Source organism: Agrobacterium deltaense RV3 (assembly GCF_900013505.1).
In the GTDB taxonomy this organism is placed as follows: domain Bacteria; phylum Pseudomonadota; class Alphaproteobacteria; order Rhizobiales; family Rhizobiaceae; genus Agrobacterium; species Agrobacterium leguminum.
The window spans coordinates 1,194,180-1,209,213 of the sequence record NZ_LT009745.1 but is presented as its reverse complement, the minus strand read 5'-3'; the positions used below and the strand labels follow the sequence as shown (position 1 = coordinate 1,209,213).

At 59.0% G+C, this 15,034-nt stretch carries 15 protein-coding genes and 3 tRNA genes; 1 reads left to right on the top strand and 17 read right to left on the bottom strand.

Features of this window, described 5'->3' with window-relative positions:
* Positions 1-5: 5 nt before the first annotated feature.
* From nuoK to AGR7B_RS26420, 16 genes are all read right to left on the bottom strand, one after another.
* Positions 6-314: an NADH-quinone oxidoreductase subunit NuoK gene (gene nuoK, locus AGR7B_RS06180; protein ID WP_003521516.1), complete on the bottom strand. Its 309-nt coding sequence runs from the start codon at positions 312-314 to the stop codon at positions 6-8.
* Positions 315-342: 28 nt separating this feature from the next.
* The gene (locus AGR7B_RS06175; RefSeq protein WP_003521517.1) at positions 343-957 is read right to left on the bottom strand and encodes an NADH-quinone oxidoreductase subunit J; all 615 of its coding nucleotides are present in this window, start codon (positions 955-957) and stop codon (positions 343-345) included.
* 136 nt (positions 958-1,093) lie between these two features.
* A complete protein-coding gene (nuoI, locus tag AGR7B_RS06170) occupies positions 1,094-1,585 on the bottom strand; it encodes an NADH-quinone oxidoreductase subunit NuoI (protein ID WP_003496449.1) in 492 nt (163 codons plus the stop codon).
* 36 nt (positions 1,586-1,621) lie between these two features.
* Positions 1,622-2,668, bottom strand: coding sequence for an NADH-quinone oxidoreductase subunit NuoH (nuoH, locus tag AGR7B_RS06165; protein ID WP_003521518.1), 1,047 nt, complete (start codon positions 2,666-2,668; stop codon positions 1,622-1,624).
* Positions 2,669-2,681: 13 nt separating this feature from the next.
* Positions 2,682-4,763 carry an NADH-quinone oxidoreductase subunit NuoG gene (nuoG, locus tag AGR7B_RS06160; protein ID WP_080856259.1) on the bottom strand — a complete coding sequence of 694 codons (2,082 nt, stop codon included), beginning with the start codon at positions 4,761-4,763 and terminating at the stop codon, positions 2,682-2,684.
* A gap of 149 nt (positions 4,764-4,912) precedes the next feature.
* Positions 4,913-6,217 carry an NADH-quinone oxidoreductase subunit NuoF gene (nuoF, locus tag AGR7B_RS06155; protein ID WP_020012329.1) on the bottom strand — a complete coding sequence of 435 codons (1,305 nt, stop codon included), beginning with the start codon at positions 6,215-6,217 and terminating at the stop codon, positions 4,913-4,915.
* 10 nt (positions 6,218-6,227) lie between these two features.
* The gene (locus AGR7B_RS06150) at positions 6,228-7,325 is read right to left on the bottom strand and encodes an NADH-quinone oxidoreductase subunit E (RefSeq protein ID WP_078054017.1); all 1,098 of its coding nucleotides are present in this window, start codon (positions 7,323-7,325) and stop codon (positions 6,228-6,230) included.
* A gap of 16 nt (positions 7,326-7,341) precedes the next feature.
* Complete coding sequence (locus AGR7B_RS06145) at positions 7,342-7,602, bottom strand: hypothetical protein (protein WP_078054018.1); 261 nt, start codon at positions 7,600-7,602, stop codon at positions 7,342-7,344.
* A complete protein-coding gene (locus AGR7B_RS06140; RefSeq protein WP_003496461.1) occupies positions 7,602-8,792 on the bottom strand; it encodes an NADH-quinone oxidoreductase subunit D in 1,191 nt (396 codons plus the stop codon). The genes AGR7B_RS06145 and AGR7B_RS06140 overlap by 1 nt, the downstream gene beginning before the upstream one ends.
* Before the next feature lies 1 nt (position 8,793).
* Entirely contained in the window at positions 8,794-9,222 is a 429-nt protein-coding gene (locus tag AGR7B_RS06135; RefSeq protein WP_065653989.1) for a GFA family protein, read from the bottom strand.
* Positions 9,219-9,821 carry an NADH-quinone oxidoreductase subunit C gene (locus AGR7B_RS06130; protein ID WP_003496465.1) on the bottom strand — a complete coding sequence of 201 codons (603 nt, stop codon included), beginning with the start codon at positions 9,819-9,821 and terminating at the stop codon, positions 9,219-9,221. The genes AGR7B_RS06135 and AGR7B_RS06130 overlap by 4 nt, the downstream gene beginning before the upstream one ends.
* Positions 9,822-9,841: 20 nt before the next feature.
* On the bottom strand, positions 9,842-10,426 hold the full coding sequence (locus AGR7B_RS06125) for a NuoB/complex I 20 kDa subunit family protein (RefSeq protein ID WP_003521524.1): 585 nt from the start codon (positions 10,424-10,426) through the stop codon (positions 9,842-9,844).
* Positions 10,417-10,782, bottom strand: a complete 366-nt coding sequence (locus tag AGR7B_RS06120) for an NADH-quinone oxidoreductase subunit A (protein WP_003496469.1) — start codon at positions 10,780-10,782, stop codon at positions 10,417-10,419. Before AGR7B_RS06120 ends, AGR7B_RS06125 begins: the two co-directional genes overlap by 10 nt.
* 435 nt (positions 10,783-11,217) lie before the next feature.
* Positions 11,218-11,294 (bottom strand) — tRNA-Asp (locus AGR7B_RS06115).
* A gap of 39 nt (positions 11,295-11,333) precedes the next feature.
* Positions 11,334-11,410: transfer RNA gene (locus AGR7B_RS06110), tRNA-Asp, on the bottom strand.
* An 87-nt stretch (positions 11,411-11,497) separates the two neighbouring features.
* Positions 11,498-11,629 carry a hypothetical protein gene (locus tag AGR7B_RS26420; RefSeq protein ID WP_280940449.1) on the bottom strand — a complete coding sequence of 44 codons (132 nt, stop codon included), beginning with the start codon at positions 11,627-11,629 and terminating at the stop codon, positions 11,498-11,500.
* A 225-nt stretch (positions 11,630-11,854) separates the two neighbouring features.
* Here AGR7B_RS26420 and AGR7B_RS06105 point away from each other — a divergent pair.
* Positions 11,855-11,930: transfer RNA gene (locus tag AGR7B_RS06105), tRNA-Val, on the top strand.
* 661 nt (positions 11,931-12,591) lie between these two features.
* Here the strand turns inward: AGR7B_RS06105 and AGR7B_RS06100 are convergent.
* A complete protein-coding gene (locus tag AGR7B_RS06100; protein ID WP_080856258.1) occupies positions 12,592-14,790 on the bottom strand; it encodes an esterase-like activity of phytase family protein in 2,199 nt (732 codons plus the stop codon).
* Between the last annotated feature and the right edge of the window lie 244 nt (positions 14,791-15,034).

The window sequence follows — 15,034 nt, the reverse complement described above, 5'->3', positions numbered from 1 at the left end:
CCTTATCAGCCCTTCATCATATTGACGTCTTCGACGGCGATCGATCCGCGGTTGCGGTAGAAGACAACGAGTATTGCAAGACCGATGGCCGCTTCGGCGGCTGCGACGGTCAGAATGAACAAAGCGAAGACCTGGCCGACGATATCGTTCAGGAAGGCCGAGAAGGCCACCATGTTGATGTTGACCGCAAGCAGGATGAGTTCGATCGACATGAGGATGACGATGACGTTCTTCCGGTTAAGGAAGATGCCGAAGACACCGATCGTGAAGAGGATCGCGCTGACCGTCAGGTAGTGGGAAAGACCGATTTCCATATTCTGTTTCCTTGGATCCGTTCGCGCCTCAGATGCCCTGGCCCGGCTTGACCTTGACCGTGGTGACGGCGGTCTTCGGGTCGCGGCCGACCTGCGTGGAGATATCCTGCCGCTTGATGTCGGTGCGATGACGCAGCGTCAGCACGATGGCGCCGATCATGGCCACCAGCAGCACGAGGCCGGCGAGCTGGAAGAAGTAGACGTAATTGGTATAGAGCACGTCGCCGAGTGCGGCCGTATTGGTACGTTCGGTGACAGGCGGGATCGGCATGGTGATGGACTTGGCCGCAATCGGGTTCAGCATGCTGCCACCGACCACGACGATCAGTTCCGCCGCAAGAATGACACCGATCAGCGCGCCGACCGGGGCATATTGCAGCACGCCCGAACGAAGCTCTGCGAAATCCACATCCAGCATCATGACGACGAAGAGGAAGAGCACCGCCACGGCGCCGACATAAACCACCAGCAGGATCATGCCGAGGAATTCGGCGCCCGTCAGCAGGAACAGCGCGGCTGCGTTGAAGAAGGTCAAAATCAGGAAGAGCACCGAATGAACTGGGTTCTTCGATGCGATGACCATGAACGCAGACGCCACGGCGACGAAAGCGAATATATAAAAGAATACAGCGTGCAGACCCATGTTGGTGCCTTCTTGTCCTCATCGGGCAAAGATGGCTCGAAGGCCCCTCACCCGTTTCGTCCCCGCCGGCGAAAACCGCGCAGGCATTTTACTTTTCATCGCTCTCCGGGGCTTCCCCCGGAAAGACGGTTGCGCCTTAACGGTAAGGCGCATCCAGTGCGAGGTTGCGTGCGATTTCACGCTCCCAGCGGTCGCCATTGTCGAGAAGCTTCTGCTTGTCGAAATAAAGCTCCTCGCGGGTTTCCGTCGCGAATTCGAAGTTCGGGCCTTCGACGATGGCATCCACCGGGCAGGCTTCCTGGCAGAAACCGCAATAGATGCACTTCACCATGTCGATATCGTAACGCACCGTGCGGCGGGTGCCGTCATTGCGGCGCGGGCCGGCTTCGATGGTGATCGCCTGAGCGGGACAGATCGCTTCACACAGCTTGCAGGCGATGCAGCGCTCTTCACCGTTCGGATAACGGCGCAGCGCATGTTCACCACGGAAGCGCGGAGAGACCGGGCCCTTTTCGAAAGGATAGTTCACCGTTGCCTTCTGTTTGAAGAAGTGGCGCATCGTGAGCAGGATCGCGCCGACGAACTCCTTCAGGAACAGCGAATTGACGGCTTGGGAGAGGCTTGCCATCTCAGTCTCCAGATTTCTGAGCGAGGAGTACGGACATCAACCGGCCCACCCCGTCAGCTTCAATACGAATGCAACAATAACGACCATGGCGAGCGACAGCGGCAGGAACACCTTCCAGCCGAGACGCATGAGCTGGTCATAACGGTAACGCGGAACGAAAGCCTTGGTCAGCGCGATCATGAAGAAGACCATGCAGCCCTTCAATGCGAACCAGACAATGCCCGGAACCCAGTTCAGGAACCACACATCCACGATCGGCAGCCAGCCGCCCATGAACAGGATCGTCGTCAGGCAGCAAATCAGCACGATCGCAGCATATTCGCCGAGCATGAACATCATGTAAGGCGTGGAGCCATATTCGACCATGTGACCGGCGACCAGTTCCGATTCCGCTTCCGGAAGATCGAAGGGCGGACGGTTGGTTTCGGCAAGGCCCGAAATGAAGAACACGATGAACATCGGGAAGAGCGACAGCCAGTGCCAGTCGAGGAACGAGGCCGGCAGGCCGAGCATGGTGCCGAGGCCGGTCTTCTGGGCAAGCACGATGTCCGTCAGGTTCAGCGAACCGACGCAGAGCAGAACGGTGACGATGACGAGGCCGATCGACACTTCGTAGGACACCATCTGCGCGGCCGAACGCAGCGCGCCGAGGAACGGGTACTTCGAGTTCGAAGCCCAGCCGCCCATGATGATGCCGTATACTTCAAGCGAAGAAATCGCGAAGATATAGAGAATGCCGACATTGATATTGGCGACAACCCAGCCTTCGTTGAAGGGAATGACGGCATAGGTGGCGAGCGCCAGCGTCACCGCTACCAGCGGCGCCAGAAGGAAAACGGCCTTGTTGGCGCCGGCCGGAATGACAGGCTCCTTCAGAATGAACTTCAGAAGGTCGGCGAAGGACTGGAAGAGACCGAAGGGACCAACGACGTTCGGACCACGGCGCAGCTGTACCGCCGCCCAGACCTTGCGGTCGGCAAGCAGCAGGAACGCGATGGACACCAGAAGGCAAACGAGAAGCAGCAGGGACTGGCCGACCATGATCAGCGCGGGCCAGACGTAGCTCCAGAAAAACTGTTCCATAAATCCCCTACCCTTACTCTGCCGCAGCCTGGAAATTGTTGCGGGCCAATGCGGAGCACTCGGCCATGACGGCGGATGCGCGCGCAATCGGGTTCGTCAAATAAAAGTCTTTTACCGGCGAGGCAAACGCCGACTTGTTGAGCGAGCCGGTCTTGCCAGCCAACGCTTCGATATCTTTGCCGTTGCCGGCGACGATCTCGTCCGTTTCCGCCAGATGCGGATGCGCTACATAGAGCTGGCCGCGGAGCGCCGACAGCGAATCGAACGGCAGCTTCTTGCCGAGAACATCGGACAACGCACGCAGGATCGCCCAGTCTTCGCGGGCTTCGCCCGGTGCGAAACCGGCGCGGTTGCCAACCTGGACGCGACCTTCGGTGTTCACCCAGATCCCGGATTTTTCGGTATAGGCCGCACCCGGAAGGATGACGTCGGCATTCATCGCGCCCTGGTCGCCATGGCTGCCGATATAAACGGTGAACTTGGCGCCCTTGTTCGACAGGTCGAGTTCATCGGCGCCGAGCAGGAAGAGAACGTCCATGGAGGCGACCATGTCAGCGGCGGCAACACCGCCCTCGCCCGGCACGAAGCCGATATCGAGACCGCCGACGCGGGAAGCGGCGGTGTGCAGGACAGAGAATCCGTTCCACTCTTCGGTGACAGCACCTACCGAGGTAGCGAGCTTGGCGGCGGCAGCCAGTACGGCTGCGCCATCGGCGCGCGCCAGAGCACCCTGGCCGATGATGATCAGCGGGTTCTTGGCGGATTTCAGCTTGTCGATGAAGCTGTGCGAGCCATTGGCCAGATCGGAGAGCGTTTCAGCGCCGGAACCGAGATATTCGTAATTGTAGCGCAGTTCGCCAGCTTCGCCGATTACGCCGATCGGGAAACCGCCGCGACGCCAGCGCTTGCGGATGCGGGCATTGAGCACGGCCGCTTCGTAGCGCGGGTTGGAACCGACGATCAGCAGGGCGTCGGCCTGCTCGATGCCTTCAATGGTGGAATTGAAGATGTAGCTGGCGCGACCAAAAGACGGATCAAGCGCTGCACCATCCTGACGGCAATCGACATTGGCCGAACCGAGCGAAGCGAGAAGCGACTTCAGCGCGAACATTTCTTCGACGGAGGACAGATCGCCGGCAACCGCGCCGATCTTGTTGCCGGATGTCGCGGCAACCGCCTGCTTGATCGCGCCGAAGGCTTCACCCCAGGTGGCGGGCTGCAGCCGGCCATCCTTGCGGACATAAGGCCGGTCAAGGCGCTGCGTCTTCAGGCCGTCCCAGATGAAGCGGCTCTTGTCGGAAATCCACTCTTCGTTGATCGCCTCGTTGACGCGCGGCATGACGCGCATGACTTCGCGGCCACGGGTATCGACGCGGATGGCCGAACCGAGCGCGTCCATCACGTCGATGGTTTCGGTCTTGTTCAGTTCCCACGGACGGGCGGTGAAGGCGAAAGGCTTGGAGGTGAGCGCGCCGACCGGGCAGAGGTCAACAACGTTGCCCTGAAGCTCCGAGGTCATGGCCTGCTCGAGATAGGTGGTGATTTCGGCATCTTCGCCGCGGCCGATGAGACCGAGTTCGGCAATGCCGGCCACTTCCGTGGTGAAACGGACGCAGCGCGTGCAGTGGATGCAGCGGTTCATGACCGTCTTGACGAGCGGTCCGATATATTTGTCTTCAACCGCGCGCTTGTTTTCCGCATAACGCGAACCGGCGATACCGAAGGCCATGGCCTGGTCCTGCAGGTCGCATTCGCCGCCCTGGTCGCAGATCGGGCAATCGAGCGGGTGGTTGATGAGCAGGAATTCCATCACGCCTTCGCGGGCCTTCTTGACCATCGGCGTGTTGGTGAAAATTTCCGGCAATTCGCCATTCGGGCCGCCGCGAACGTCGCGAACACCCATGGCGCAGGAAGCGGCGGGCTTGGGCGGTCCGCCCTTCACCTCGATGAGACACATGCGGCAGTTACCCGCGACCGACAAGCGCTCATGAAAACAAAAGCGCGGAACTTCGGCGCCAGCCTCCTCGCACGCCTGCAACAGCGTGAAATGATCCGGAACCTCGATCTCTTTACCGTCAACCTTGAGCTTTGCCATGGTTCTACTTACGTCCTGTTGCCTGTTCGTCCCATGTCTCACACGGTCCGCAACAAATCCTTAATCACGCCCGGCACTCGTATCGTCTGCCAGACGTTTCATGGTGTCGCGAGGCCGGAAAATTCCGGCTCCGCCTGAAGCCTCAATGCTTATTCAGCGGCTTCCAGAACAGCGCCATCATCCATGGCCCTGTAAGTATATTGGTCGATGCGCTTTTCGATTTCCGGACGGAAATTGCGGATCAGCGCCTGTACCGGCCATGCGGCGGCGTCGCCGAGCGCACAGATGGTGTGGCCTTCGATCTGCTTCGTCACTTCAAACAGCATGTCGATTTCGCGCTTCTGGGCATTGCCCTTGACCATGCGTTCCAGCACGCGCCACATCCAGCCCGTGCCTTCACGGCACGGCGTGCACTGACCGCAGCTTTCATGCTTGAAGAAGGCCGCGATGCGGGCAATCGCCTTGATGACGTCGGTGGACTTGTCCATGACGATCATGCCGCCGGTGCCGAAGGAGGATTTCACTTCGCGCATGCCGTCGAAATCCATGATGGCGTCCTTCATGTCCTCACCGCGAACGATGGGGCAGGATGCGCCGCCGGGGATGACGCCGAGCAGATTGTCCCAGCCGCCGCGAATGCCACCGCAATGGTGTTCGATCAGCTCGCGGAAGGACAGGCCCAACGCGTCTTCGAAGGTGCACGGACGCTCGACATGGCCGGAGACCATGAACAGCTTGGTGCCGACATTGTTCGGACGGCCGATGGACGAGAACCATGCCGCGCCACGGCGCAGGATGGTCGGCGCAACGGCGATGGATTCGACGTTGTTGACGGTCGTCGGGCAGCCATAGAGGCCCATATTGGCCGGGAACGGCGGCTTCAGGCGCGGCTGGCCCTTCTTGCCTTCGAGGCTTTCGAGCAGAGCCGTCTCTTCGCCGCAGATATAGGCACCTGCGCCGTGATGGACGTAGATGTCGAAATCCCAGCCGTTCTTGTTGTTCTTGCCGAGCAGGCCGGCATCGTAGCACTCGTCGATAGCCGCCTGCAGCGCCTCACGCTCGCGCATATATTCGCCGCGAACGTAGATATAGGCGGTATGCGCGCCCATGGCGAAACCGGCGATCACGCAGCCTTCAATCAGCGTATGCGGATCGTTGCGCAGGATTTCGCGGTCCTTGCAGGTGCCGGGCTCGGATTCGTCGGCGTTGACGACGAGGTAATGCGGGCGGCCGTCATTTTCCTTCGGCATGAATGACCATTTGAGACCCGTCGGGAAGCCAGCGCCGCCGCGACCGCGAAGGCCGGAAGCCTTCATCTCGTTGATGATCCAGTCACGGCCCTTTTCGATGATCTGCTTGGTGCCGTCCCAATGGCCGCGCGCTCTCACGCCCTTCAGGGACTTGTCCTTGAGGCCGTAGAGATTGGTAAAGATGCGATCCTGATCTTTTAACATGCTTCACCTCTTACCGCGGCTTCTTGCCGAAGACCCTGATATACTCGGCTTCGCCACCCTTGGCGAGCGCCTCGGCCTGCTTGACCCAGTCATCACGGCCGATACGGCCCTTGAAATTCAGATATCCATCGACCCAGTCGCATTCGGCCTGCTTCCAGCCGGCGATCTGCGCATAGGTGAAGATGCCGAGCTCGTTCAGCGTACCCTCAATCTTGGGGCCTACACCGGAAATCAGCTTCAGGTCGTCGGGCGTTGCGGGCTTTTCGATGCCTGCCGGACGATCCTTGGAATCGAGCGACGGCTTCGCAGATCCCGAAGCTTCCTTTTCGGCGGTCTTCACATTGGCTTCGGCAGCCTTCGGCGCGGTCACCGGCGTCTTCAGCTTCGGATCGGTTTCAGGCGCATCCGTCTTCGGCTTGGCGGCGTTGGAGGGCGGAACCGGTGCGGCGTCCGCAGCCACTTCGGCCGGCTTGTCGAGATTGGAGCGATCCGGCTTGATCTCTTCCGTCAGCGTCGTCAGGCCGCCGACCGGGACCGACTGGTGACGGTCGATCTGCGGGCCGGTCTTGACGGTGTCGCCCTTGCCTGCCTCGAACGTATCGATGATCTCTTCCAGACGCTCGGGCGTCAGGTCCTCATAGGCGTCCTTGAAGATGATGACCATCGGCGCGTTGACGCAGGCGCCCTGACATTCCACTTCTTCCCAGGAGAGCGTGCCGCTCTCATTGGTGTGCAGCGGATCGTGGTGGATCTTCTTGCGGCAGACATCCATCAGCGCTTCCGAGCCGCGCAGCATGCAGGGCGTGGTGCCGCAAACCTGAACGTGGGCGCGCGTGCCGACCGGCTTCAGCTGGAACTGGGTATAGAAGGTCGCCACTTCCATGACGCGGATATAGGCCATATCCAGCATGTCGGCGATTTTCTCGATGGCGGCGCGGGTAACCCAGCCGTCCTGCTCCTGCGCACGCATGAGCAGCGGGATGACCGCCGATTGCTGGCGTCCCTCGGGATATTTCTTGATCGTCTTTTCAGCCCATGCGGTATTTTCCGCATTGAAGGCAAACGCCACGGGCTGGAACTGATCTTCGGCTAGTCGACGAACGGACATACTTCCTCACGCCTTTTCAGTTTAACGTCTCACAACGCGATCTCGCCACCGTGACGAATTCGCAGGCGTAAGCCGCCTTGTCTTTCTGCATGAACACGATGAACTTGCTGCCATTGGGAACCGAGGCCTTGATCTCGTATCCCGACGACAGAAGCTGCTTGATGGTCGAAGAGCCGCCGCTCGACAGCGATATGCCGCCCTCGTCCGTCGCCGTCTGGGCGAAAGCGGGGGCAGACATCGCAGCGAGAAAAGCCGGTATGGCCAGCGGCAGACGCATCAGCGGTCGACCTCCCCGAACACGATGTCGAGAGAGCCGAGCACGGCTGTAACGTCGGCAAGCTGATGGCCTTTGCACAGGAAATCCATCGCCTGAAGATGGGCATAACCCGGCGCGCGGATCTTGCAGCGGTAGGGTTTGTTGGAACCATCGGCAACCACATAAACACCGAACTCGCCCTTCGGCGCTTCCACGGCGGCGTAAACTTCGCCAGCGGGAACGTGGTAACCTTCGGTGTAGAGCTTGAAGTGGTGGATCAGCGCTTCCATCGAACGCTTCATCTCACCGCGCTTGGGCGGAACCACCTTGCCATCCAGCGAGGAGACCGGGCCGATGCGGTGCTTGCCGGACAGAAGATCGACGCACTGTTTCATGATCTTCACCGATTCGCGCATTTCCTGCATGCGGATCAGGTAACGATCATAGCAATCGCCGTTCTTGCCGACGGGAATGTCGAATTCGAGATCGGAATAGCACTCATAGGGCTGCGCGCGGCGCAAATCCCAGGCAGCGCCCGAGCCGCGCACCATCACGCCCGTGAAACCCCAGGCGAAGGCGTCTTCAAGCGAGACGACGCCGATATCGACGTTACGCTGCTTGTAGATGCGGTTGTCGGTCAAAAGGCCCTCGATATTGTCGAGAACGGTGAGGAACGGGTCGCACCACTTGCCGATATCATCCACCAGTTCCGGCGGCAGGTCCTGATGCACGCCGCCCGGACGGACATAGGCCGAGTGCATGCGGGCGCCGCAGGCGCGCTCATAGAACACCATCAGCTTTTCGCGTTCTTCGAAGCCCCAGACCGGCGGCGTCATCGCGCCGACGTCCATGGCCTGCGTCGTCACGTTCATGATGTGCGACAGGATGCGGCCGATTTCCGAATACAGGACGCGGATCAACTGACCGCGCATCGGGATTTCGAGGCCGAGCAGCTTTTCGACAGCGAGCGCAAAAGCGTGTTCCTGGTTCATCGGCGCGACGTAGTCGAGGCGGTCGAAATAAGGAACGGCCTGCAGATAGGTCTTGGTCTCGATCAGCTTTTCGGTGCCGCGATGCAGGAGACCGATATGCGGATCGACGCGTTCGACGATTTCGCCATCCAGTTCCAGAACCAGACGCAGCACGCCGTGCGCGGACGGATGTTCCGGACCGAAGTTGATCGTGAAATTGCGGACGTTATGCTCAGTCATTCTAGTGCTCCGCCGAGGTGATCATGGCGATGAATTCGGGGCCGGTCATGTTCTGCGTGGTTTCCGCGAAAGAATAGCTCGAAGGCTTCTCATCCGTGAAAATCTGCGACGCGAACTTGAAACTGGAAGGGTTATCGAAAGCCTGCAGCGAAACGGCGAAATGCTTGCCGTCCTTCGAGCGCCACATCAGCGTGCTGCCGCAGTTCTTGCAGAAGCAGCGCTCACCCCATTCCGACGAGGAATAGACGCCGAGGTTCTCTTCGTTCTCAACGGAGATATCAGCGCATTCGACAGCCAGAAAGGCACCGCCGGACCAGCGGCGGCACATGGAGCAATGGCAAACGCCGAATTCGCGGGCACCGATGACGGCATTGAGGCCGACGGCGCCGCAAAGACATTGTCCATGCTCTGTCGCGGGGGCTTGGCTCATTGCTTGGCCTTTTCGTCACCCGGGAGAACATATTCGGTCCCTTCCCAGGGGGAGAGGAAATCGAAGTTGCGGAATTCCTGTTTCAGTTCAACCGGTTCATAAAGAACCCGTTTCAGCACGTCATCGTAACGCACTTCCACAAAGCCGGTAACCGGAAAATCCTTGCGCAGCGGATGGCCTTCGAAACCGTAGTCCGTGAGGATGCGGCGGAGATCCTTATGGCCTTCGAACGGAATGCCATACATGTCCCAGGCTTCGCGCTCGAACCATTCGGCACCCATATAAACCGAGGTCGAAGACGGTACGCCCTCGTCTTCCGCCACCTGCAGCTTGACGCGTACGCGCAGGTTCTGGCGCGGCGACAACAGGTGATAGACGACATCGAAACGCTTCTCGCGCTGCGGCCAGTCGACACCGCAAATATCGATGATGTTGACGAAACCGCACTGCACGTCGTCACGCAGGAAGGTCAAAAGCGCGATCACGCTTTCAGGCGTCGTGTTCAGCGTCAGCTCGCCATAGGCGATATCAGCCGACACCACGAGGGAACCGCGCGCTTCCTTAACGTAAGCAGCAAGATCGTTGAGAGCTTCGCTCATTCTTAATCCGTCCTTTGCCCTTAGCGCTCGATCGTACCGGTACGACGAATCTTCTTCTGCAGCAGAAGCACGCCGTAAAGCAGCGCCTCCGCCGTGGGGGGACAGCCCGGAACGTAGATATCCACCGGCACGACGCGGTCGCAGCCGCGCACGACAGCGTAGGAATAATGGTAATAACCGCCGCCATTGGCACAGGAGCCCATGGAGATGACGTAACGCGGCTCGGGCATCTGGTCATAGACCTTGCGCAGAGCGGGCGCCATCTTGTTGGTCAGCGTGCCGGCGACGATCATCACGTCCGACTGGCGCGGTGAGGCGCGCGGGGCGACGCCGAAGCGCTCCATGTCATAACGCGGGCCGGACGCCTGCATCAGGCCTTCGACGGCGCAGCAGGCCAGACCGAACTGCATCCACATCAGGGAGCCGGTGCGGGCCCAGGTGATCAGCTCGTCGGTCGAGGTGACGAGAAAACCCTTGTCGGCCAGCTCGTCATTGATTTCCGTGAAGTAGGCGTCGTTGCTGCCAACCGGCTTGCCGGTCGAGGGATCGATGATCCCCTTCGGCTGCGGCGCAACGAGCGTGGTGTTGTTCTGGCTCATGCCCATTCCAGCGCTCCCTTCTTCCACTCATAAATAAAGCCGATGGTGAGAACGAGGAGGAACACCATCATCGACCAGAAACCGAACCAGCCCATCTCGCCGAAAGACACCGCCCATGGGAACAGGAAGGCGACTTCCAGGTCAAAGATAATGAACAGGATCGACACGAGATAAAAGCGGATATCGAATTTCATGCGGGCATCGTCGAAGGCATTGAAACCGCACTCGAAAGCAGAAAGCTTTTCCGGGTCCGGCGCCTTGTAAGCGACAGCGAACGGCGCAATGAGAAGCGCCAGGCCGATGACGAGAGCGATACCGATGAATATTGCGATCGGAATGTAGGAACTGAGGAGTTCAGTCATGGTCTCTTCCCTGCCCGGCCGGGTGCCGGGCCTGCCTTTGTGACCTTAAGTCTCAAAGAGCGGACAATATGTTGCAACGCCAAAGTCGTTAGCGCAGCCGCGCTCTCTCTGCAAGAGTTTAGGCACCATTTCAAGACACCTGCCGCATTGATTGGCAACAATATTGCCGGAATTGACGCAAATTTGGGCCACAATTCCGGCCTAAGCCACTCAAATACAATAATAATCGATTGAACGACGCAACCGCAAAAAAGTCACACGAATTTTACGGCCGGATGGCGGTGAAGTGACGATATTCGGGAATCGAAACTTGACTAAAAAATGCAGGAAAAATCGCGTTTAAAAAGCCCGGAATCAGGCGCTGGAATCGTCAATAGACGAGCGCACAAATCTCGCGTCGATCTGTTTTTGAGGAGACATTTCAGGAGAGAGAAATGGCGCGAGTGACGGGGCTCGAACCCGCGACCTCCGGCGTGACAGGCCGGCACTCTAACCGACTGAGCTACACCCGCGCACCACAGACATTCATCTGCGTTTTCCGAGGGACAGGATGGCGCGAGTGACGGGGCTCGAACCCGCGACCTCCGGCGTGACAGGCCGGCACTCTAACCGACTGAGCTACACCCGCATCTCCTGACGACAGGAACCAGTCCCGCCGCTCGAACCAGCCTCGGCTGTTCGATGAGCGGCTAACTACGGCGTTCGTGCGGGGGTGTCAAGCAGGTTTCACGACAAAAGAATAAGCTTCTTCATTTTGATCGGGAAAAACCGAAAGGCCTTGGAAGGCGATTGCGGCAAACGCCCTGTTTTTCGGGCTTTTCCCAACGAAAACAAAAAACTTGTCCACAGCCGGAGGCTTCCGTAGCGGGATTTCCACATGAACATCACGGCGTCCTCGGGTCCTGTTTCGGGAAAAAAGCCCGCAGTTCCCGGCTTTTTGCCCCCGTCCCCCGGCGACGGAAAATTCTCTCGGCAAAAAAACAAAAAAACTTCACAAAAGCCCTTGCGGTTTTTTTCCGATCCGCATACATCACGGCCACCGACGCGGCGGACATGATCCGCAAGACGCGAAGGGCGATTAGCTCAGTTGGTAGAGCGCCTCGTTTACACCGAGGATGTCGGGAGTTCGAGTCTCTCATCGCCCACCATTTCCCCGAAAGATTTAAATATCACCCCTGATACCGAGGTTGTTCGTGTTTGCTTTCGCTATGCGATAAGCCCTCGAGTATTCGGAATTATCGCCCCCTGCCCTTACTGCGGTAGGTAGAGCGTCGTCATGATTCCCAACCGCTGGAATCGCATTTCTCCAGTTACGCCATGCCAAATCGGCACTGCTGTTCCATATTCCGACAACTTGACCACCCCCTGTATCACCCCGCAACATACCGGAAAATAAGGAAGATTCAGACTTTCTAAAGAGATTTCAGGCATTGTTTGCGCACCGTTTCATGATGAACGGTTGAACTGATGGATGAAACCATGTCGATCGACGCGTTTGTAACACTCGCGCTTATAGCGCTGCCTGTTTATATTTTTTTCCGCTGGGTCCAGCAGGACTCGGAGAAACAAGATACTCCCAAAAGCAAGAATTCCATGGGGCGGTGATCTGTTACCATCGATCCGCAGCATTTTCCCGGATGGCTCCGGACGAATCCTTCACAATCCGATATCGAAGCGGCAATGCCGATTTTAACGGCTTGCATCGTCAGGCATCGTGCAGGATCGGGAAACGCGGCCAAGAGGCCCCTCGCCGTACAAAAAAGCCGGGCATAGCCCGGCTTTTCTCATTTGCGGTGCCAATCGGCCCGATCAGTTGATCGCCTTCATATTGACGGTGAAGAACAGCGTTTCGCCGGAAGAATCGTCCACGCCGTCATTGTCGGTCACGGCATAGGCCGTTCCCGCCTTGTCGAAGGTGAAGCCTTCCAGCTTGTCGACGACATAACCGTTGGTCTGGGCCTTGAGGTCAGGCAGGAAGTCATGGGCTTCCTGCTTGGCCACCAGCGGCAGTTCGCCGCCGATCTTGCCCGGCTTCAGGTCCGCGATCGCAACACGGTAGAGCTTCTTGATCTTGGCCTTGTCGCCGATCTGGTTGTCGCGCTCGACGATATAGACATAGTCGCCCTGCGCGGCGATTTCGGAGAGGCCGACCCAGCCTGCCTCGGTCTTGTCGAGCGGGTAACGGACGGCGCCCCACTCCTTGGATTTCGGATTGTAGGAGACCAGCTTGACGAAGCCCTTTTCGTCCGTGCCCCATTCACGCTGCACAGCCATCCACAGCGTCGCGTCGTCGCCCTTGCCGATCATCGTCACGCCTTCGAAACCGAAGCGGGTGTCGCCGGCGAGAAGTTCCTTCGGCAATGCGATCTCAGCCTTGATCTCGCCCTTGGCGTTGACGTTATAGAGCGCGTGCGGAACGAGCTTGGCGCTGTCGCCTTCAGAAGCCAGCCAGAAACCGCCTTTGCCGTCCAGCGTGATGCCTTCGATGTCGAGCTTCTGAGCGGCAATACCGTCACGCTTGACGCGCAGCACGCTGGTGATGGTGGCGGGCTTTTTCGTCGCATCGATGGTGAAGATCGACGGCTGGTTGCCATAGACCGAGTCGGACACGGCATAGAGAATGCCGGGCTTTTCGGCATCGCCGACCAGACCCGAAAGAGCGCCCCAGCCGATCGGCGCACCATCGACGGTGGCGGAAGCCAGCTGCGGATAGGCTGCTTCACCTTCACCGCGCTCATAGAGCATGACATGCGAGCGCACGCCGCCGTCTTCGATCAGATCGACCTCATTGGCCGTGGCAAGGAGGTTGCGCGACGGGATGGCGACAGCGCCCTCCGGCGAAACGCCCGAAGGCAGGAGCTGCGTCAGTTCCGGCTCCTTGCCGGTGTCCTTGTAGACAGCGACGACAGAGGCGCGCTCCGACAACACGAAGAAATATTTCTGGTCGCCGAATGTCGCAGCTTCCAGACCTTCCGGCTCGATGCCCTTGGCCTTGGAGCGCTTTTCCGGATAGTGGCCGATGGCCGCAACCGCGTGTTCGAGCGAGGAGCCGGATTCGTAGACGAGCTTGCCAGTCTTGTCGAAGATGGTGAAGCCGCGCGAGCCGCCCTGCCAGTCGCCCTCATTGGCGATGACGATGCGGTCATTGTCCAGCCACTTCACGGCGTCCGGCTCGCGCTTGCGGCCTTCCTGCTTGTCGGTGAACTTCAGCTGCCCGTCGGTCTTCGTATCGATGCCTTCAAGATCGACCTTGCCGGCGGAGAAATGCGTCTTCACCGTGCCGGTCTTGCCGTCGAGAATGACGATATGATTGTTTTCCTGAAGCGTCAGCGCGATCTCGCCATTGGCGTTGATCGACACGAATTCCGGCTCCGGATCCTCAGGGGAAATTTCGGCAAGGCCGGTGAGTTCGATCTTCTTCAGGGTCGCGCAATCGGCAACGCCGTCTTTAAGGCCGACAGTCACCAGATAACCGGCTGGCATCTGCGGCAGGGCACCTTCGTTTACCTCTTCATCGCGCTCGTTTTCAATGGCGATGGCGGCGAAGGTCTTGTCCGGGGAAACGGCGACGGAATCGGGCTGGCCGCCGAGATCACAGCTTGCTTCGATCTTTTTGGTAGCAATATCGACCGTCACCAGCTTGCCGGAGGGCTTAGCGCGATTTTCCGACGTATTGACGCCGGCCAGCACCTTGAGACCGGCAACGGCAACGGAGGTCGGTTCGCCTTCGAGCAGCAGCGCGCCGCCGGCCTTGGGAGCCTTGGCGTCGGTGATGTCGATGAAACCGATGCCGCCAAGCGGGCTGTCCGAATAGATCAGTGTCTTGCCGTCTTCGCTGGCGGTAATGATTTCAGCCGAGGTGACGGATTTGGCGTCCTTGTCCGCGGGAAGGTTTTTCGCCACCGGGAAAGATGCGATGCGGTTGAAAACCGGCTCGGCCGCGGCCGGGATGGCTGCGGACGTGAGCAGCGCGGCGGTCAAAGCCATTTGAGAAAATCGGAACGCCATTTTAATCCCCCTTGGGTCCAAAAATACCCCAAGGCTTCTGCGTTACAGACATGACAGTGGCATGACACTTCCTGACCGCTGAATCAAAAAGCCCGGCCTGGAAGGCCGGGCTTTCGTGTTTATGCCCACATTCCGCGTCGAAAAACGCCGTGTGTCCGGATGGAAGCTACACAGGCGCTTCCCTGCTTTCATTCACATCTTGACCGGGAGAACCCGGCCTGTCCGAAAAGAGTTTTTCGAAACA